The 18,912-nt window shown below is 69.9% G+C and carries 17 protein-coding genes, 1 pseudogene and 1 riboswitch; of the genes and pseudogenes, 13 read left to right on the top strand and 5 right to left on the bottom strand.

What is annotated here, in order from left to right:
• Positions 1–23: 23 nt before the first annotated feature.
• The 6 genes from J4H86_RS20470 (at position 24) to rpmG (ending at position 6,305) form a co-directional block, all read left to right on the top strand.
• On the top strand, positions 24–1,166 hold the full coding sequence (locus tag J4H86_RS20470) for a MalY/PatB family protein (RefSeq protein ID WP_236539527.1): 1,143 nt from the start codon (positions 24–26) through the stop codon (positions 1,164–1,166).
• A 641-nt stretch (positions 1,167–1,807) separates the two neighbouring features.
• Positions 1,808–1,981: riboswitch (cobalamin riboswitch) on the top strand.
• A gap of 10 nt (positions 1,982–1,991) precedes the next feature.
• Positions 1,992–3,050, top strand: coding sequence for an ABC transporter substrate-binding protein (locus J4H86_RS20465; protein ID WP_236539526.1), 1,059 nt, complete (start codon positions 1,992–1,994; stop codon positions 3,048–3,050).
• Between the two features lie 11 nt (positions 3,051–3,061).
• On the top strand, positions 3,062–4,153 hold the full coding sequence (locus J4H86_RS20460; protein WP_236539525.1) for a FecCD family ABC transporter permease: 1,092 nt from the start codon (positions 3,062–3,064) through the stop codon (positions 4,151–4,153).
• Entirely contained in the window at positions 4,150–5,205 is a 1,056-nt protein-coding gene (locus tag J4H86_RS20455) for a FecCD family ABC transporter permease (RefSeq protein WP_236539524.1), read from the top strand. The genes J4H86_RS20460 and J4H86_RS20455 overlap by 4 nt, the downstream gene beginning before the upstream one ends.
• Positions 5,202–6,059: an ABC transporter ATP-binding protein gene (locus J4H86_RS20450; RefSeq protein WP_236539523.1), complete on the top strand. Its 858-nt coding sequence runs from the start codon at positions 5,202–5,204 to the stop codon at positions 6,057–6,059. Before J4H86_RS20455 ends, J4H86_RS20450 begins: the two co-directional genes overlap by 4 nt.
• An 81-nt stretch (positions 6,060–6,140) precedes the next feature.
• The gene (gene rpmG, locus J4H86_RS20445) at positions 6,141–6,305 is read left to right on the top strand and encodes a 50S ribosomal protein L33 (protein ID WP_236539522.1); all 165 of its coding nucleotides are present in this window, start codon (positions 6,141–6,143) and stop codon (positions 6,303–6,305) included.
• A gap of 337 nt (positions 6,306–6,642) precedes the next feature.
• Here the strand turns inward: rpmG and J4H86_RS20440 are convergent, their stop codons facing one another.
• Together J4H86_RS20440 and J4H86_RS20435 are read right to left on the bottom strand one after the other, a co-directional pair.
• Positions 6,643–8,268, bottom strand: coding sequence for a peptide chain release factor 3 (locus tag J4H86_RS20440; protein WP_236539521.1), 1,626 nt, complete (start codon positions 8,266–8,268; stop codon positions 6,643–6,645).
• 118 nt (positions 8,269–8,386) lie between these two features.
• Positions 8,387–9,406: a glycosyltransferase gene (locus tag J4H86_RS20435; RefSeq protein ID WP_269134488.1), complete on the bottom strand. Its 1,020-nt coding sequence runs from the start codon at positions 9,404–9,406 to the stop codon at positions 8,387–8,389.
• 435 nt (positions 9,407–9,841) lie between these two features.
• Between J4H86_RS20435 and J4H86_RS20430 the strand changes: the two genes are divergently transcribed.
• The 3 genes from J4H86_RS20430 (at position 9,842) to J4H86_RS20420 (ending at position 13,432) form a co-directional block, all read left to right on the top strand.
• The gene (locus J4H86_RS20430; RefSeq protein ID WP_236539520.1) at positions 9,842–11,242 is read left to right on the top strand and encodes an LCP family protein; all 1,401 of its coding nucleotides are present in this window, start codon (positions 9,842–9,844) and stop codon (positions 11,240–11,242) included.
• Between the two features lie 129 nt (positions 11,243–11,371).
• Positions 11,372–11,926 carry a hypothetical protein gene (locus J4H86_RS20425; RefSeq protein WP_236539519.1) on the top strand — a complete coding sequence of 185 codons (555 nt, stop codon included), beginning with the start codon at positions 11,372–11,374 and terminating at the stop codon, positions 11,924–11,926.
• Positions 11,927–12,100: 174 nt separating this feature from the next.
• Positions 12,101–13,432 carry a UDP-glucose dehydrogenase family protein gene (locus J4H86_RS20420; RefSeq protein ID WP_236539518.1) on the top strand — a complete coding sequence of 444 codons (1,332 nt, stop codon included), beginning with the start codon at positions 12,101–12,103 and terminating at the stop codon, positions 13,430–13,432.
• 296 nt (positions 13,433–13,728) lie between these two features.
• On the opposite strand, the gene J4H86_RS20415 is transcribed toward J4H86_RS20420, so the two are convergent.
• Positions 13,729–13,881, bottom strand: coding sequence for a hypothetical protein (locus tag J4H86_RS20415; RefSeq protein WP_236539517.1), 153 nt, complete (start codon positions 13,879–13,881; stop codon positions 13,729–13,731).
• A 17-nt stretch (positions 13,882–13,898) separates the two neighbouring features.
• On the opposite strand from J4H86_RS20415, the gene J4H86_RS27675 reads away from it, so the two are divergent.
• Positions 13,899–14,153 carry a MerR family transcriptional regulator gene (locus J4H86_RS27675; protein WP_394356401.1) on the top strand — a complete coding sequence of 85 codons (255 nt, stop codon included), beginning with the start codon at positions 13,899–13,901 and terminating at the stop codon, positions 14,151–14,153.
• Here J4H86_RS27675 and purE read toward each other — a convergent pair.
• Entirely contained in the window at positions 14,071–14,604 is a 534-nt protein-coding gene (purE, locus tag J4H86_RS20410) for a 5-(carboxyamino)imidazole ribonucleotide mutase (protein WP_236539516.1), read from the bottom strand. The genes J4H86_RS27675 and purE overlap by 83 nt on opposite strands.
• 69 nt (positions 14,605–14,673) lie before the next feature.
• Positions 14,674–15,831 (bottom strand): 5-(carboxyamino)imidazole ribonucleotide synthase, encoded by a 1,158-nt coding sequence (locus J4H86_RS20405; RefSeq protein WP_269134594.1) that lies wholly within the window; start codon positions 15,829–15,831, stop codon positions 14,674–14,676.
• Between the two features lie 290 nt (positions 15,832–16,121).
• On the opposite strand from J4H86_RS20405, the pseudogene J4H86_RS20400 reads away from it, so the two are divergent.
• From J4H86_RS20400 to J4H86_RS20390, 3 genes and pseudogenes are all read left to right on the top strand, one after another.
• Positions 16,122–16,589, top strand: a pseudogene (locus tag J4H86_RS20400) (GtrA family protein); the annotation flags it as partial.
• 279 nt (positions 16,590–16,868) lie between these two features.
• On the top strand, positions 16,869–17,537 hold the full coding sequence (locus J4H86_RS20395; protein WP_236539515.1) for a response regulator transcription factor: 669 nt from the start codon (positions 16,869–16,871) through the stop codon (positions 17,535–17,537).
• Positions 17,538–17,570: 33 nt separating this feature from the next.
• Positions 17,571–18,854: a sensor histidine kinase gene (locus tag J4H86_RS20390; protein ID WP_236544113.1), complete on the top strand. Its 1,284-nt coding sequence runs from the start codon at positions 17,571–17,573 to the stop codon at positions 18,852–18,854.
• Positions 18,855–18,912 lie beyond the last annotated feature (58 nt).

Raw genomic sequence — 18,912 nt, 5'->3', positions numbered from 1 at the left:
ATCGGAGCTCTAAGGGGGACGGAATGGGAATTCTGGACGCGATCACTGCCGCGCAGTTGCGGCGGCGACGGAGCGTGAAGTGGCAGACCTACCCGTCGGACGTGCTGCCGGTGTGGGTCGCGGAGATGGACACGCCGCTCGCCGAACCGATCGCCGCCGTGCTGCGCGAGGCGGTCGACCGTGGCGACACCGGGTACGCCCACGCCGGGAACCTGCCCGAGGCGTTCGCGGGGTTCGCGGCCCGCCGATGGGGGTGGCAGCCGGCCCCGGCGCCGATGCACCTGGTCGCGGACGTGATGAGTGGGGTCGTGTCCACGGTGCGGGCCCTGACCGAACCCGGTGCGCGGGTCCTGGTCAACACCCCGGCCTATCCGCCGTTCTTCGAGTGGTTGAACCGCATCGACCGACAGATCATCCAGAGCCCTCTGGGTGCCGGGTTCCGGATCGACCTCGACCGGTTGGAGCGTGACTTCGCGGCCGGGGTTGAGGTGTATCTGCTGTGCAGTCCGCACAACCCGACCGGGGTGGTGCACACCCGCGAGGAGCTCTCGACCGTGGCGGCCCTCGCCGACACCTTCGGGGTGCGGGTCATCGTCGACGAGATCCACGCACCGCTGACCTACCCCGAGGCCACGCACACGCCGTTCGCGACCCTCGACTCCCCCGCCGCCGCGCGCTCCGTGACGATGGTCTCCGCGTCCAAGGCCTGGAACCTCGCCGGCCTCAAGACCGCCCTCGTGGTACCCGGCCCCGAGGCCACCCACGACGTCGCGATACCCCCCGAGGACAGCATGAAGGCATCCCTCCTCGGGATCCTCGCCTCCGAGGCCGCGTTCGACAAGGGCGAGGAGTGGCTCACGCAGCTGCTCCACGAACTGGACCACAACCGTCACCTCCTCGCCACCGAGCTCCACCGGCTGCTGCCCGACGTCGGCTACCAACCGCCGCAGGCGACGTACCTGGCCTGGTTGGACTGCCGCGCGTTGGACCTCGGCGAGGACCCGGCGGCGACGTTCCTGGCACGCGGTCGGGTCGCGCTCGCCAACGGCCCCACGTTCGGACAGCCCGGCGACGGGTTCGCGCGCCTCAACCTGGCGACCTCACCCGCACGGGTGGCGGAGGCGGCGCGCCGCATCGCCGTCGCCACCCGGCCCACCACCCCATAAACTCTCGGCGATCAGTGCCCCACGGTGAACTGTGGCCGATGGTGCTGGGTGAGTCGACCTCGTCCATGAACGCCAGCTCGTAGTCCGCGGCGCTGATCGTCGATCACCCCGCCGAACTCGATCGATGGGCTGAGGTAGAACCAGTCGACGTCCGTGGGGCCATCCCCGTATGCGGGGAGCGGACATCATGGAGCAGGACACCGCGACGATCATGGTGGGACCATCCCCGCGCGCGGGGAGTGAACGTCGTCATCGCCGCCGCCGTCTCCCTGGTGTCCGGGCCATCCCCGCGCGGGGAGCGGACGATCTGCTGCAGTACCGCACGGGCCAGCGCGTGGGACCATCCCCGCGCGCGGGGAACGGACACTCCGCGACCAGGCGACTTACCACTGGCAAGCACCGAATTTCTTTACTTCTCGAAAAACGGACATATCGGTCACTTGTCTGTTCTGGTGGATCGAGGCCGCGTCCATTGTCTCGCGGGAGCGGCGGCCACAGAAGGCCCGATCGCGATCGGACCTGGGATCGTCGCTGGGCGGTCACCCGTGAGCCGATCGTCGGTGGTCGGGGCTCCACGGTGGGGGAACACCAGGTCAGATTCCCCCAATTCGGGCTTGATACGGTTACCCAGAACAAACACTCCATATCGTTGACGTCGCAGTGACGGGAAGCCGGTGAGACTCCGGCGCGGTCCTCGCCACTGTGAGCGGAGAGCGTGTCCCGGACGCCACTGAGCACCGTGCTCGGGAAGGCGGGACGCGCGGGGGTTCCCCAGCTCCGCGAGCCAGGAGACCGGCTGCGGCGTGCATCGCTCGACCACGAAGGATGGTTGCGTTGACGCCTCGTCACCCTGCCGTGCCCGGCCGCCCGTTCCTCCCGCTGCTCACCGGAGCACTCGGGCTCACCCTGCTCCTGACCGGTTGCGGGGACGGTCAGGCGGAGTCGGTCCAGTCGGACGGCGACAGCGCCGGCGCCATCGACAACTGCGGCATCGACGTCCCCACCGACCCCGTACCGGAACGCGTGTTCGCCGCCTACCAGCCGGCGATCGAGATGGCGCACGCCCTGGGCATCAGCGACCGGCTCGTCGGGACCGCGTTCCTGGACGCCGTGGTCATCGAGGAGTACGCCGAGGCGCAGGAGGAACAGGAGTACTACGCCTCCCTGCCCAGCCGGGAGGAGCTACTGAACCTCGAGCCGGACTTCGTCCTCACCGGTTACAACGACACGTTCACCGACGACACGTTCGGCACCCGCGGGTCGCTGTCGGAGTTGGGGATCAGTTCGTGGATCTTCTCCCCCCTATGCCCGAGCGAGGACGGCCTCAGCGACGCGACCATCGACCCCGCCGACGTGACGATGGAGAACGTCTACGCCGACCTACGCGACCTCGGTGCCCTCTTCGGTGAGACCGACCGGGCCGAGGACGTGATCGCCGAGATGGAGGCCACCGTCGAGGAGGTGACCATGGTGGTCGCGGACGCGGAGGACGAACCCGAGGTCCTCATCGCCCGGCCCAGCGACGAAGGATTCCAGGTCGCGTCCGGGCAGGACTTCGGCACCGAGATCATCGACCTCGCGGGCGGCGTGAACGCGGCCGGGGACCTCGACGAACGACGAAACGTCACGATCTCCACCGAGGACGTGATCGAACGGGACCCCGACGTGATCCTCATTGACGTCTGCTGCGACGCGGAGATGACCGCGGCGGACGCGGCGGACGACGTGGCCAGTGTGTTGGACGATCCCGCGCTCGCCAACGTCACCGCGGTCAAGGAGGAACAGGTCCACGAGTTCACCTTCGCCGACCGCGCCGCGGGCGTCCGCAGCGCGACCGCGGTCGCACAGGTCGCCGAGCTGATCCACCCGGACCTGTTCGACTGAGGACGGCGGTCATGGTGACCAACGTCGCGGGGCGGACGGCGGACCGTCCGCTCTCCGCGCTGCGCTCCGGTGCGGCGGCCGGCGCCGGCGCCTCCGGTCTGCTGTCCCGCCCCACGTCGCGCGGTACTGGGCTGGGGGTCGCCGTTGTCGGTCTCGCGGCCATGGCGCTCGCGTCCGTCCTGGTGGGCTACCAGGGTCTCTCCATCGCCGACGTCCACGCCGCCTACTTCGCCTACTCCGGCTCCGACACCGACCTGGTGGTGCGGCACCTCCGGGTTCCGCGGACCTTGGCCGGCCTCGCCGTGGGGGCGGCCCTCGGGGCGGCGGGCGTCGTGATCCAGGGCGTCACCCGCAACCCGCTGGGCGGGCCGGGGATCCTCGGGGTCAACGCGGGCGCCTCCCTGGGGGCCGTGCTGGCGATCGGCGTGCTGGGCACGAGCGCGCTGGTCGGCTACGTGTGGTTCGCGTTCCTGGGCGCGGCGCTCGCCACGGTCATCGTCTACATGGTGGGCTCGCTGGGCCTGGGCGGCGCCTCACCGGTGAAGTTGGCGCTGGCCGGAGCGGCGGTCTCCGCTCTTCTGGGCTCGGTGGTCTCGGCCATCACGCTCACCGACCGCAGCAGCCTGGACAGTTACCGGTTCTGGATGGTCGGGTCGCTGGCCGGTGCCGACATGACCGCACTGTGGCAGGCCATTCCACTGCTGGTGGTGGGCATCGTGGTGTCGGTCTCGCTGCTTCGTTCGCTCAACGCGCTGGCGCTCGGCGACGATCTCGCCCGCTCGCTGGGCAGCAGGGTGTGGGTGACCCGGGCCGCGGGCGGTGTGGCCGTGGTGCTTCTCGCTGGGACCGCGACGGCCGTGGCGGGGCCGATCGGGTTCGTCGGCGTGGCGGTTCCGCACATCGCGCGGGCGATCGCCGGGCCGGACTACCGGTGGGTGCTGGCGTGGACGGTCGTCCTCGCCCCCCTGTTGCTGCTGGGGGCCGACATCATCGGACGGATCGTGGCCCGTCCGGGTGAGCTGGAGGTCGGCATCGTGACGGCGCTGCTCGGCGCCCCCTTCTTCATCTACCTGGTGCGCAACCGGCGGGTGGCGGGCCTGTGAACTCACGCCTCCTCCCCCCGGGAACCCGTGTCGTGCGCGGGTCCGGGGTCGCGTTCCTCGTCCACGGCCCTGCCGCCGCCCTGGCCACGGTTCTCGGCCTGCTCGCGGTCGCGGTGACGCTCGTGTCGCTCACCCTCGGCGACTTCGACATGACGGTGGTCGACGCCGCTTCGGCCCTGGTTGGGCGGGGATCGCCGATTCTGACCCACGTCGTGGTGGACATGCGTCTCCCCCGCGCGCTGACCGCCCTGGGTGTCGGAGCCGCGTTGGCGGTGTCGGGGCTCCTCCTCCAACAGCTCGCCCGCAACCCCCTCGTCAGTCCCGACGTCATTGGGATCAACGCGGGGGCGTCCGCGGCCGCCGTGCTCACGATCGTCGTGATCGGCGGATCCACGCTCCTGACCGCGAGCGGAGCGCTGTTCGGTGCCCTCACCGTCGGGCTCGCCCTGTACGGCCTGGCCTACCGACGCGGCGTGACCGGTTACCGCCTGGTGCTGGTCGGGATCGCGGTGAGCGCGATGCTGAGTTCGGCCACCTCTTACCTGCTCACCCGCACCGACATCAACCAGGCGCGGCGTGCCATGGTGTGGCTGGCGGGGAGCCTCGGCAACCGGGAGTGGCCGCACGTGACCGTGATCGCGGTGGCGTTGCTGCTCCTGGTGCCGATGGCGGTGTTGTTGGCCCGCCAGTTGCGCCTGTTGCAGTTGGGCGACGAGGCCGCGACAACGCTCGGCGGGCGGGTGCAGTGGGTGCGGGCCGGGCTGCTGTTCGTCTCCGCCGCGCTGGCGGCCGGCGCCACGTCGGTGGCGGGGCCGGTCGGGTTCGTGGCGCTGGTCGCCCCGCAGATCGTACGGCGCCTGTTGGGGAACCGCCCCGGCGGGCTGGCGGCCTCGATCGCTTGCGGCGCGTTGCTCGTGACCTCCGCCGACCTGATCGGACGAACTCTCTTCGGCGGGATCGAACTGCCCGTCGGCGTGATCACGGGGATCCTCGGCGCCCCCTATCTCCTCTACCTCCTCGCCCGCGGCAACCGGATGGGACAAGGCGCATGACGAACCGAGGCCGACCCACCGTCGACCTGACCCTCGCGACCACCGACGAGGACACCGTCGACCCGGCCCACGCCGGCCTCACCGCGGACGGGCTGAGCCTGGGCTACGGGGCCAGCCTGGTGGTGGAGGAACTCTCGGAGACCCTTCCCACCGGACGCGTCAGTGCGATCGTCGGACCGAACGGCTGCGGGAAGTCCACCCTGCTGCGTGGTCTCGGTCGGCTGCTGACCCCGCGAAGCGGTCAGGTGATCCTCGACGGAGCGCGGATCGCGCGACTCCCGCCGCGCACCCTGGCCCAACGGGTGGGTCTGCTCCCCCAGCAGCCCCTCACCCCGGACGGAGTGACGGTGGTCGACCTGGTCGGTCGGGGGCGCCACCCGCACCAGAAGTGGTTCCGCCAGTGGTCACGGACGGACGAGGAGGCCGTGGCGGACGCACTCGCCGCCACCGGCGTCTCCGACCTCGCCCACCGGCCCGTGGACGAACTCTCCGGAGGGCAGCGCCAACGCGTCTGGATCGCGCTGGCCCTGGCGCAGGACACGGATGTGATGCTGCTGGACGAGCCGACCACCTTCCTCGACCTCGCCCACCAGGTGGAGGTCCTCGACCTCCTCCGGCGGCTCAACCGCGACCGGGGGCGGACGGTGATCCTCGTACTGCACGACCTGAACCTCGCCTGCCGCTACGCCGACCACCTGGTGGTCATGCGCGACGGCGCCGTGGCGGGAAGTGGCCCACCCACGGAGGTGATCACCCCGGAAACGGTGCGCGCCGTGTTCGACCTGCGCTGCGAGGTGATCCCCGATCCTCTGACCGGGACACCGCTGGTCCTCCCCCGTGCGCCGATCGGGTGAGCCACAGGAGAATACTTCGGCACTGAAAACCGTTATCACCCGTGCTGGGCGGTAACCGTCCCCCGGCAGGGAGGATCCACCATGGCCACGTCCGACGCACGCCCCATCATCCGCCTGCGTTCCACCGCGGGCACGGGCTACACCTACGTCACCCGCAAGAGCCGCCGGAACACACCCGACCGTCTGACGCTGCGCAAGTTCGACCCCGTGGCACGTCAGCACGTGGAGTTCCGCGAGGCCCGATAACGGCCGTAACCCGAGCCGGGCGAACGGATGCCGGAAAGCCGGCATCGAGCCCGCTCGGCCGGGGCGCCGCCACCTCGGCGGGCGAAACACCGACGAACGCGCCTGGACACGTGCCTCGATGACGGAGACCTGTCCAACGCCAGCGGCACCCGCACGCATCCACGGTGGTCGGTGCGGCCACCTCTCCGTCGGAGCGGGTGGGGCGAGACCACGCGACCGGTGAGCCGGCCGACGCGGGGCTGTCCCGCCTCGGCGTGCTTCACCCCAGACGCCGCTCTCGCGTGACCCGGTCGGGCGACGTCCGTCGCTCTCGGGGCGGGCCAGGATGGCGAGGGCCTCAGGACTCCTCTTCGACGCCTCCGGCGAGGAGGGCCTCGAGGACCAGGTCGGGATGGTCGCGCTCGATGACGCGAAGACGCCACTTGTTGTGGATGAGCGCGAGGAGTTCGGAGTCCTGGCGGCGAGTGAGCACCTCGGCGCCGGACAGCCCGTGGATCTTGGGGGCGGACTCCGGGGTGGTGCGGCGAGCGACGTTGTAGTCGAGCGTCGAGAGCTCGATGGGGGCGTTGAACTCCTGCTCCATGCGGTGCTTCACCACGTCGAACTGCAGCGGACCCACCGCGGCCAGCACCGGGGCCTGTTCGCCGCGGACGTCGGAGACCAACACCTGCACGACGCCCTCACTGTCGAGCTGTTCGATACCGCGCCGGAACTGCTTGTAGCGTCCCGAGTCCTTGGCCCGGGCAACCATGAAGTTCTCCGGCGCGAAGCTGGGGATCGGCGGGAACTCGACCTTCGGCCCCTCGTAGAGGGTGTCCCCCACGCGCAGCGCCTGGGCGTTGACCAGCGCGATCACGTCGCCGGGGTAGGCGGTGTCGATGGTGGAACGCTCCGAGCCGAAGACCGCCTGGGAGTACTTGGTGGCGAACGGACGCCCCGTGGCGGCGTGGGTGAGAACCATGCCGCGTTCGAACTGACCGGAGCAGACGCGCACGAACGCCATCCGGTCGCGGTGCGCCTTGTCCATGTTGGCCTGCATCTTGAACACCTGGCCGGAGAAGGGGGAGCCGATCTCCCGCGTTCCTCCCTTGGCGTCCGGCTGGTCGGCGGGCGCGGGAGCCAGTCGGACCAGGGTGTCCAGGAGAGCGCCAACCCCGAAGTTGGGCAGCGCCGCGCCGAAGAGCACCGGCGTGGAGTGTCCGGAGCGGAAGGACGCCTCGTCGTAGTTGGCGCCGATCTCCTCGATGAGGTCCAGCTCGTCCACCGTGTCGGCCCATGCCTGCTGCTCGACCTCCGCGGCCTGCTCACGGGTCAGGTGCTCCTCCTGCGCCCGCGTGGCCCCGCCCGGAGTGCGGTGGAACTTGGTGTAGCCGCCGGTGGCCCGGTCGACCAGACCACGGAAGTCGCCCGCGATCCCCACCGGCCAGTTCAGCGGGGTGGGGCGCAGGCCGATCCGCTGCTCGATCTCGTCCAGCAGCTCCAGGGGCTCGCGGCCCGGGCGGTCCCACTTGTTGACGAAGGTGATGACCGGGGTGCGGCGGTTACGGCAGACGTCGAACAGTTTCAGTGTCTGGGCCTCGAGACCCTTCGCCGAGTCCAGCAGCATGATGGCGCAGTCGACCGCGGCGAGCACCCGGTAGGTGTCCTCGGAGAAGTCGGCGTGGCCGGGGGTGTCCAACAGGTTCAGTACGCAGTCGTCGTACTCGATGCGCAGTGCGGCGGAGGTGATGGAGATCCCGCGGGCCTGCTCCATCTCCATCCAGTCCGAGGTGACGCCCCGGCGTTCGCCCTTGCCGTGGACGGCTCCGGCGGAGGTGATGGCCGCGGCGTGCAGGGCCAGCGCCTCGGTCAGCGTCGACTTACCGGCGTCGGGGTGGGAGATGACGGCGAAGGTGCGCCGCCGCGCGGCCTCGGTGACGACGCCGCCGGTGCCCTCGTTCTTGTCCACTGCCGTCGCTGTCACGCTGCCGCCCAACACTGTCCGCGTTCACCGCATGCCTACCGCGCCCAAGACGCGTTTGTTACCCCCCACGGACGTTACCCGAGCACGGGCCGTGGGCCGATCGAAGTGTCACACTCGGTCAGGAGGTGGTCGCGGGCCGCGAGGCGGCCGCGGTGCGCGAGTCCCGCCCCAGACTCGGTGGACTGGTGAGGAACCCGGCGCCCCAGGTGAGGTGCATGGTCGCCAGGGTCACCGGGATGAACAGGCGGGCGCGCAATCCTTCCCCCCGACCCAACGGAACCGACGCCGCGAGGATTCCCGCGAGGTACGCCCCGGGCACCAGCCACGCGGGCGGGAACAGGAAGCCGCCGACCGCCCCCGCGACTATGGCGACGAGGGCCGCCGGTGGGGCGAGGTAGCGCAGGTTGATGGTTCCCCGGTGCTGGCGCGCCACCACGCGACGCCAACGTCCGTAGTGGAAGTACTGCCGGCCGAGAGCCCGAATGTTGGGGCGTGGACGGTAGGACACCCGCATGCGGGGCTGGAACCACACCGTGCCGCCGGTGGCCCGGATGCGGTGGTTCATCTCCCAGTCCTGGGCGCGCAGGAAGGCCTCGTCGTAGCCCTGCACCCGCTCCAGCGCCGACCGGCGGAACACACCCAGGTAGACGGTGTCCGCGGGGCCCGCCTGGCCGCCGGTGTGGAACCGGGCGTTGCCCACCCCGATCTTGGATGTCATGGCGACGGCGACGGCGCGTTCCCAGGCGGACTCACCCTCGGCGGCCATGATGCCGCCGACGTTGTCGGCATTGGTCTCGCGCAGCGTCTCCACCGCGACCCGCAGGTAGTCCGCCGGCATCATCGCGTGGCCGTCGATCCGGGCGACGATCTCGTGGCTGGAGGCGCCGATCGCGGCGTTGAGCCCCGACGGGGTGCGGCCGGTCGGGTTCGCCACGACCTTCACCCGGGGATCGTTCTCCGCGAGCGACCGGGCGACCTCCTCGGTCCGGTCCGCGGACGGCCCAACTCCGAGGACGACCTCGAGTTCTCCCGGATAGTCCTGCTCAAGTACGTGTTTAACGCTCGCCGCGAGGTGCCGCTCCTCGTTGAGGACGGGCATGATGACCGAGACAGCCGGCCAAGTGACGTGCGTATCCACAGGGCATCCCTATTCGCGCCAAACAACGGTCCATCTTGGCATCGCAACGTTACTCTACGTCGGATCACGTGGGTGAATCGCGACGTGCGGATCGGACGAACCGGGGAAGAAACGCCGAACACGCCGTAGTCCCGCCTTCCGGGTACACGCGGCACTTTTTTGCCACTCTGGTGGCGTACGCATTACGACCTTCTGGGGGGATGGTCGATGGTTGGCGGGGACGGTACGGGGCCTGGACGCGGACGGAAGCCGGAGAGCGCCCGGTTCCAGCGCATCCAGTCGAGTCCTTTGCCACCCAATCCAGAGCGCGCGTCGGGTTCCACGAGCTCGGGGGGCGGTTCCGGGGGTTCGAGTGGTTCCGGGGGGTCGGGTTCCTCGGGTGGATCTGACGCCGCTGGCGGGTCCGGAGGGTCTGGAGGGTCGAACCGGCCCCCGTTGCTGCCGGGCAGCAGCCTGCAGCGGCAGCGATGGGCGTTGATCACCTGCAGCGTGATGTCCATCGTGATCCTGCTGGCGTCCGGCACGGCTTGGGCGGTGTCGGGATGGGTGTCGGGCCAGATGAACCGGTCGGACGTCTTCGGCGGCCTGGCCGACGAGGACCGCCCCGAGGCGGGCCCCACCGGTGCACGGACCATCCTCGTCCTGGGTAGCGACCAGCGGCACGGTGGCGAGACCCCGGCCGCGGACGAACCCCGGCCTGATGACCGCTCGGACACGATGATGCTCATCCGGCTGCACGCCGACCGCGAACACGTCAGTGTCGTCGGGGTGCCCCGCGACTCCTGGGTCCCGATCCCGGGCTACGAACCCAGCAAGATCAACGCGGCGTACTCGTTGGGCGGCCCCGCGCTGGCGATCCAGACCGTGGAGTCCAACACCGGGATCCGGATCGACCACTACGTGGAGGTCAACTTCGGCGGCTTCGTCGAGATCGTGGACGCGTTGGGCGGCATCGAAGTGTGCCTGCCCGAACCCATCTACGACGAGAAGGCGCACCTCGCTCTGGAGGCCGGCACCCACGAGATCAACGGCACGGAGGCGCTCGGCTTCGCCCGAACCCGCAAGACCGCCGATGGTGACCTCGACCGGATCGACCGCCAGCACCAGGTGCTCTCGGCGATGTTCGACCGGGCCCTGAGCAGCAACACCCTCAGCGACCCGACCCGTCTCACCGGGTTCCTCGACGCGGCGCTCGGCTCCGTCACCGTGGACGAGAGCCTGGACACCGGCACCATCCGCCAGTTGGCGGACCAGATGAGCGGGCTCGGGCTGGAGGACGTCAGCTTCACCCAGGTGCCGATCGACCAGGTCGACTTCCGCACTCCGAGCGGTGAGTCCGCGGTGACCTGGAACTCCGACGAGGCCGACGCGCTGTTCCAGCGGCTCGAGGGAGACCAGCCCCTCACCGACGCGCCCGAAACGGACACAGCCCAACCCGAAGGCCCCGCGCCGAGCGAGGTCACCGTGGAGATCTACAACGGCGCCGGAATCCCGGGACTCGGAGCCCAGGCACGCGAGGCGCTCCGACGAGCCGGCTACGAGGTGCCGGAGGCCGCGGACAACTGGTCCAACACCGACGTGCAGAAGACACAGGTCCGCCACTCGCCGGGCCAGGAGGACGTCGCCGAGAGCGTCGCCGAACGCATCCCGGGGGCGGAGCTCGTGGAGGACAGTCAGCTCGACCAGACCATCACGGTCGTGCTCGGCTTCAACTTCGAGACGGTCGAGGCACCCGAGGCGGCGGCCGACCAGGAGGAAGAGGAACCGGCCGAGGACGGGAACACCAACCGGAACGACCTCAACACCAACACGGCGCAGGACCACATGTGTTCATGAGTGGGTCGTCCCGGGGGGCGGCGTGACGGGAACGCCGGCGGACGCGGCGATTCGCCACCGGTCGGGTGTGACGGATGCGCCCGAGGTGGGTAGGTACCGGAGACACCCCGAACAACCGAGGAGGACGCGGTGCTCCGCCACTCCCTGGGACTCGTCGCCGGTCTCCTGGCCTTCCCCGCCCTGTACGCCGGCATCGCCTGGGCCGCCGCCGAGTTCGAGGAACAGTTCTCGGCCGACTCCCTGGGCGACCCCTCCCTCCTGAACGCCGTGGCCGTCATCCTGGCGGTGGGGCTGGTGTGTGCCCTCCTGTGCGGCACCCGCATCTCGCCCTTGGCCGCGTTGCTGCCGGGGGCCGGGCTCCTGACGGCCGGACTGTGGCCGCTGATCAACTACGCGTCCATGGAGTCGGTGCTGCCGTCCTGGCTGCAGACCGACACGACGCTCGATCCGGTGGGGCCGGTGCTGTCGATGAGTCTCGTCCTGGGGCCACTGCTCTTCGTCTCGGCTCTCGCGCCCTCCCGGTGGCGGCGTTGGCCGGAGGAACCCGAGATGGAGATGGGCGGTGGATCGGTGTCGCGGCCCCCGCTCACGGAACGAGTCGAACCGGCGGTGGCGCCCCGCCCGATCGGCGGGCTGACGAGCGACGACCCCGAACGAACCACCACTCCGTTCCAGCGGGGCTGACACCGGGCGGGCATCGGGCGGACACCGAAGCACGGCGGGCGGTTCGGCGACGCCAACCCGCCACTGGGCGGCGCGACCGGCATCCTGGAGTGCCGGGTCGATGGACCCCCAGCAGAACGACGCGGACGCGCCGGTAACATGCCCTGTGGCCTACCAAGATTGAGGAGCGGACGCTTGGTCGAGCAGCAACGGCTCCGGCTGTCGGTGATCGGGACCGGATACCTGGGTGCGACGCACGCCGCGTGCATGGCGGAACTGGGCTTCGAAGTTCTTGCGTTGGACGTGGATCCGGCGAAGATCGCGCAGTTGTCGAAAGGCACGTCCCCGATCTTCGAGCCGGGCCTCAACGACATCCTGAAACGCGGCGTGGACAGTGGCCGTCTCCGGTTCACGACCGACTTCGCCGAGGTCGGCGCGTTCGCGGACGTCCACTTCCTCTGTGTCGGAACACCGCAGCAGGAGGGCTCCAACGCGGCGGACCTCACCCAGGTGAACGGCGCGCTGGACAGCCTGGCGCCGCACCTCAACCGCCCGTGTGTCATCGCGGGGAAGTCGACCGTGCCGGTCGGAACCGCGGCCGGACTGGTCGAGCGACTCCACGCACTCGCCCCGGTGGGAGCCGACGCCGAGCTGGTGTGGAACCCCGAGTTCCTGCGCGAGGGGTTCGCGGTCGGGGACACGATCTCGCCGAACCGGATCGTCGTCGGAACCGAGTCCGCGCACGCCGAGGCCGTGATGCGTGAGGTCTTCGCCTCGCAGATCGCCGAAGGCATCCCGTTCCTGGTGACCGACCTGCCCACCGCGGAGCTGGTGAAGGTCTCGGCCAACGCGTTCCTCGCCACCAAGATCTCGTTCATCAACGCGATGGCGGAGGTGTGTGAGACGACACACGCCGACGTCCACAAACTCGCCGAGGCACTCTCCTACGACGACCGGATCGGCGGCAAGTTCCTCGGGCCTGGGCTCGGCTTCGGTGGAGGGTGTCTCCCGAAGGACATCCGCGCGTTCATGGCCCGGGCCGACGAACTCGGGGTGGAGCCGGCGCTGTCCTTCCTCCGCGAGGTCGACGCCATCAACCAGCGCCGCCGGGCCCGCATGGTGGACCTGGCCCGAGAGCTCCTCGGCGGCAGCTTCGAGGGCCGCACCGTGGGCGTGCTGGGCGCCGCGTTCAAGCCCAACTCCGACGACATCCGCGACTCCCCCGCCCTGGACGTCGCCGCCACGATCCGCGCCCAGGGCGCCCGCGTGCTCGTCTACGATCCCGAGGCCCTGGACAACGCCCGCGCCGCCCACCCGCAGCTCGAGTACGCGACGAGCATGTTCGACGCCGCCCACGACGCCGACGCCGTCCTCCTCCTCACCGAGTGGTCCGAGTTCCGCGAAGCCGACCCCGGCGCCCTCGCCAAGGTCGTCCTCCACCGCAACATCGTCGACGGTCGCAACGCCCTAGACCCCGAAGAGTGGCGCGCCCACGGCTGGACCTACCGAGCCCTCGGCCGCCCGTAGGCCGGAGCCGGACCAACGTGCCCGACAAAGGAAATCCGACGCTTTCCAGTGGTAAACGTGTTGGTCGGGGAGTGTCTGCTCCCCGCGCGCGGGGATGGTCCCCCGGCCAGGTCGAACCGCGTTCGAGGGAACGGGTCGTTTCCCCGCGCGCGGGGATGGTCCCGACCTGGTCCGCCGCCTCCAGCGCGAGCGGCAGTCGTTTCCCCGCGTGCGGGGATGGTCCGTACGGGATCTGGGGCGAGGGCACCTGTCCTGCGTGTTGGCGCTGACGGAGCCGAGCGGAACTTGGTGCCGGGCTACTCCGGTGCTGACGCGGTGGCCAATTGGTGGGTGTCCCAGTACTCACGGATGTGGTGGACGCGGTCCCCGTCGTACTCGATGACCGCGATCATCGGGATCGTCACCGTGTCATGCTCTGGGAAGCGGTAGTGGCCCAGGTACTCCACCACGTAGCGCGGCCTGGTCGTTGGTTCGATGGGGCTTCGGGGAGGTCTCGCGGCGCTATGGGATCGCTGCCCACGTGCTGTGGCATTGGGCGGACGTGGGTGTCCTCCCTCCCGACCGAGGCCAGGCCGGGCGCCGGCGGTACTACCAGCGGCACGACGCGGGTGCGCCGGAATCGGGGGAGGCTCGGGTGTCTAGCGGCGGCCGAAGCCGATGCTGGGGGTGTCTCCGCCGTGCTTGCGGAGGCGGTCACCCTTGGCCTTGGCTTCGGACTTGAGGTTCTGCTGGAAGGTCACCATGCGCTCGCGCAGGGACTCGTCGTGGGCGGCGAGGGTGCGGACCGCGAGGAGCCCGGCGTTGCGGGCCCCGCCGATGGCGACCGTGGCCACTGGAACGCCGGCGGGCATCTGGGCGATGGACAGCAGCGAGTCCAAGCCGTCCAGGTTCTTCAACGGCACCGGCACTCCGATGACCGGCAGTGGCGTGACGGAGGCGAGCATGCCGGGGAGGTGGGCCGCGCCGCCGGCGCCGGCGATGATGACGCGGAGGCCGCGGTCGGCCGCCTCCGAGCCGTAGGCGATCATCTCGTGTGGCATGCGGTGGGCGGAGACGACGTCGACCTCGTAGCCGACCTGGAACTCCTCCAGGACCTCGGCGGCGTCCTCCATGACCGACCAGTCGGAGTCGCTGCCCATGACGATCCCGACCTGCTCGAACGCTGTCCCCATGCTGTCTCCTCGTTCCCGCTGCCACACCTGGTGTCGCCATCGGGCCGACACCGCCCACGGCGATCCAAACTACCCGCGCTCGCCCCGCAGGTACATCGCGGCGTCACGGACGCGTTCACGGAGTTCCTCGGGATCGTCGCCCACGACGTTCACGTGGCCGATCTTACGGCCGGGGCGGACGTCCTTTCCGTAGGTGTGGACACGCAGACCCGGGTCCCTGGCCATCACATGGAAGTAGCGGGTGTAGAGATCGGGGTCCGAGCCGCCCAGCACGTTGGCCATCACCGCGTACGGCGCCACCAGACCGGGCGAGCCGAGGGGGAGGTCCAGGACGGCACGGAGGTGCTGTTCGAACTGGGAGGTGGTCGCGCCGTCCTGGGTCCAGTGCCCGGAGTTGTGTGGGCGCATCGCCAGTTCGTTGACGAGAATCCCGGCCGGGGTCTCGAACATCTCCACGGCGAGCATCCCGGTGACGTCCAGGGCGTGGGCGAGGTCGATCGCCATCCGCTGGGCCTCCGTGGCGCGTTCCTCGTCGAGGCCGGGCGCGGGGGCGATCACCTCCCGGCACACGCCGTCCACTTGGACGGTCTCCACCACGGGGTACACCGCCACCTGCCCGTAGGGAGACCGGGCGACCTGCACACTCAGTTCCCGGAGGAAGTCGACCCGCTCCTCGACGATGAGCGACACGCCTCGGGTCGTCGCCTCGGTGACGACGTCGGCGGCCTCCGCCGCGTCGGACACGACCCACACGCCCTTGCCGTCGTAGCCGCCCCGGGTCGCCTTCAAAACAACCGGCCACCCCACCTCCTCGCCGAACTCGGCGACGTGTCGGACGTCGCTGACGACCCGCCACCGGGGGCACGGGATCGAGAGCTCCTCCGCGCTGGTGCGGAGCCGAAGCTTGTCCTGGGCGTAACGAAGGGCGCCGCGGCCGGGCCGGAGCACGTGGCCGTCGGCCTCCAGGCCGCGCAGTACGGCGTCGGGCACGTGTTCGTGGTCGAAGGTGACCACGTCGCACTCCTTGGCGAACCCGGCCACGTCGTCGAGGGACGTCTCCACCCCGATCCGCGTGTTCGCGCAGACGCGGGCGGCGCTGTCGTCCCGGGACCGGGCGAGCACGGCGAAGTCCACGCCGAGCGCGACCGCGGCCTGGTGGGTCATGCGGGAGAGCTGCCCTCCGCCCACCATTCCCACCCGTGGCATCGATGCGTGGGGCCGCCCCACGGTTGTCGCCCGCGCGTCGCTCACGCCGTCTCCTTCGCTCGAGCCTCCGGGGCCGGTCTCCCACCGGTTCGTGCCGGCGACGGCCCCGCCTGCGCACCACCGCCGTCCAACCGATGGTGACCAGGTTCGGCCGGCGTGACACGTCCGCTATGCACGCTATCCGGGTTCACGCGGTGTGCGGTCCGCGGCGGGCGTCGACGGACGCCGGGCATCCGGCGGGTGTGCTCGGCTAGGATTCGGTGGCCGCCCGTTTCGTACGGTCTGTGTCTATCCGGATCGGAACCCTCGCAATGCGCGTTGTGTCGGCGCTGTACAGGCGCTTCGACTCCCTCATCCACGAGCTGGCCAAGTTCGGGACCGTGGGCGGTGTCGCCTACGTCGTGCAGTTTGCGACCACCAACGCCTTCTGGTGGATCTTCGGCCTGCAGCCGCTGACGGGCCAAGCACTCGGTGTGCTGTGCGCGACGGTCGTCGCGTTCCTCGGCAACAGGTTCTGGACGTACCGGCACCGGGCCCGCAGTGGGCTTCTCCGTGAGTACGTGCTTTTCTTCTTCTTCAACGGAGTGGGACTCGCGATCCAGGTGGGGTGCCAGGCGTTCTCGCTGCACGTCCTGGGCCTCGACGGCCCGTTGGCGCAGAACATCTCCGGGAACGTGATCGGCGTCGGCCTCGGCACCCTCTTTCGGTTCTGGTCCTACAGGAAGTGGGTGTTCCGCACCCCGGACGAGGACACGCCCGACAGCGACGCCCGCGCGGCGGAGACGAGCGCGCCCGGGCCGGCCGGAGATGGTTCGGACAGGGCCAATAGCGCGGACGACAGCCACGACGCAAGCCGCGCGTCCGAAACCGGGACCGCCGTGCCGCACGAGACAACGGTGGATACCCCTCCCCCGCACTTCACTCGCCCCGGCCATTCCGACAAATCCCGATAATTCACGACAACTCACCGGTGGAACGGGTTGACGGTTTCTGATCGAGTGGCCGGCAAGCGGCGTGCATAATAGGGAAACCTGATATCACGACCTACGATCAGGGTCATGACCTGCGTTTTGTTGGCCGAAGACGACACCTCGATCTCCGAGCCGCTCTCGCGTGCCCTGCGTCGAGAAGGGTACGCGGTCGACGTAACCATTGACGGAACCACGACGCTCGAGCATGCGCAGACAGGCGATGCTGATCTCATTGTTCTGGATATTGGGCTACCCGAAATGGATGGGTTAGAGATCTGCCGGCGCATTCGCGCGGAGGGGCACGGCACACCGGTGCTGATCCTCACCGCGCGCGCCGACGAGGTCGACACCGTCGTCGGGCTCGATGCCGGAGCCGACGACTACGTCACCAAACCGTTCCGCCTCGCCGAACTCCTGGCTCGCGTGCGCGCCCTGCTCCGGCGCGGCGGCACCGACGTCCCGGTCGTGCACGGGCTGCGGATCGACAACGACTCACGGCGCGCCTGGCTCGGCGACGAGGAACTCCACCTCACGACCAAGGAGTTCGACCTGCTGCGGATCCTGGTCCGTGACGCGGGGAAGGTCGTCACGCGCGAGCAGATCATGCGGGAGGTCTGGGACACCAACTGGTGGGGGTCCACAAAGACCCTGGACATGCACATCTCGTGGCTGCGCCGCAAGCTCGGCGACGACGCGAACGACCCCGCCTACATCACCACCGTGCGCGGCGTCGGGTTCCGGTTCGAACGCGACTGACGACGGCCGCCGAGGACAGGAGGCGAGAGCATGCTGCGTCGGCGCATGCTGTTCTCGACGTTGATGGTGGCCGTCGTCGCGGTCCTCCTGCTCGGTGTACCGCTGGGGGCTCTCACCCACCAGAAACTGCAACAGGACCGCGAGGCCATCCTGCAGCGCGATGTCGAGCGCATCGCCAACCAGGTGGACGTCGACCTCCGCTATCGAGGCGACCTCGACCATCCCGTGGAGGCGGACCGGCTCGGCGAGGAGTATCCCAAGGCCTACATCTCGATCGACCTGCCCGGGGACCGAGAGGACGTGGCCATCGGCGATCCCGAGCTACGCGACGCGCCGACCTCCACCGGGGCCACGACCGAGTCCGCCAGCGACGCGCACGTCGAACTGTGGGAGGACACCTCCGACATCCAGGCGACGTCGATGAGCGCCTGGCTCGGCATCGCCTCCCTGTCCCTGCTGGCCATCGGGGTCGCGGTCGGACTCGCGGTGGTGCAGGCACGACAGCTCAGCTACCCCCTGGTCGACCTGGCCAACACCGCCGAGGGCCTGGGCGCCGGCATCACGGCGCCGCGCCGACACCGCTACGGCATCGAGGAACTGGACCGGGTCGCCGAGGTCCTCGACCGCAGCGCCGAGCGCGTCTCCAGCCTCATCGCCAGCGAGCGCCACTTCGCGACCGACGCCTCCCACCAACTACGAACCCCCCTCACCGCGCTCACCATGCGCCTGGAGGAACTCCTCAACAACGCCGACGATCCCGAGATCGTGCGCGAGGAGGGCCAAGGCGCACTGGAACAGGCGGAACGGCTCACGGAGATCGTGACAGGTCTGCTCGCCCGCGCGCGCAAAACCCGCCAACCCGACCTCGTTCCGCTCCCCCTCGACAGCGTGCTGAACTCCCTGGCCGACGAGTGGCGACCGATCCTGGCGAGCTCCGGCCGTGAGCTACGCATCACGGGCGAGGAGGGTCTGACCGCGATGACGATCCGCGCCGACCTCCACCAGATCCTGACAGCGCTGGTGGAGAACTCCAGCCAACACGGGGCTGGCACCATCACCGTGCACCGGACCTCCTCCGGCGAATCAGTGCGGATCGAGGTCAGTGACGAGGGCCCCGGAGTCCCGGACGACATCGCCCCACGGATCTTCGAACGGGAGACCTCGGGTTCCGAGGGGACGGGGCTCGGGCTGGCGCTGGCGCGGCACATCGCGGAGTCCGAGGGGGCGCGGGTGGAACTCGTCGACTCCCGGACCCCGACCTTCGCCCTGTTCCTCCCCTTCGGCCCGCCACCGAGCGAACCCCCGGGGCCCGCCTAGGTGTACTGACCATGGAGGTTGGTAACACCCACCCCGCGTGATGCATACGAAGAGGGCC

Source organism: Spiractinospora alimapuensis (genome assembly GCF_018437505.1).
In the GTDB taxonomy this organism is placed as follows: Bacteria; Actinomycetota; Actinomycetes; order Streptosporangiales; family Streptosporangiaceae; genus Spiractinospora; species Spiractinospora alimapuensis.
Note: the sequence above shows the minus strand (reverse complement) of the source record. Positions and strands in the feature narration are given on the sequence as shown.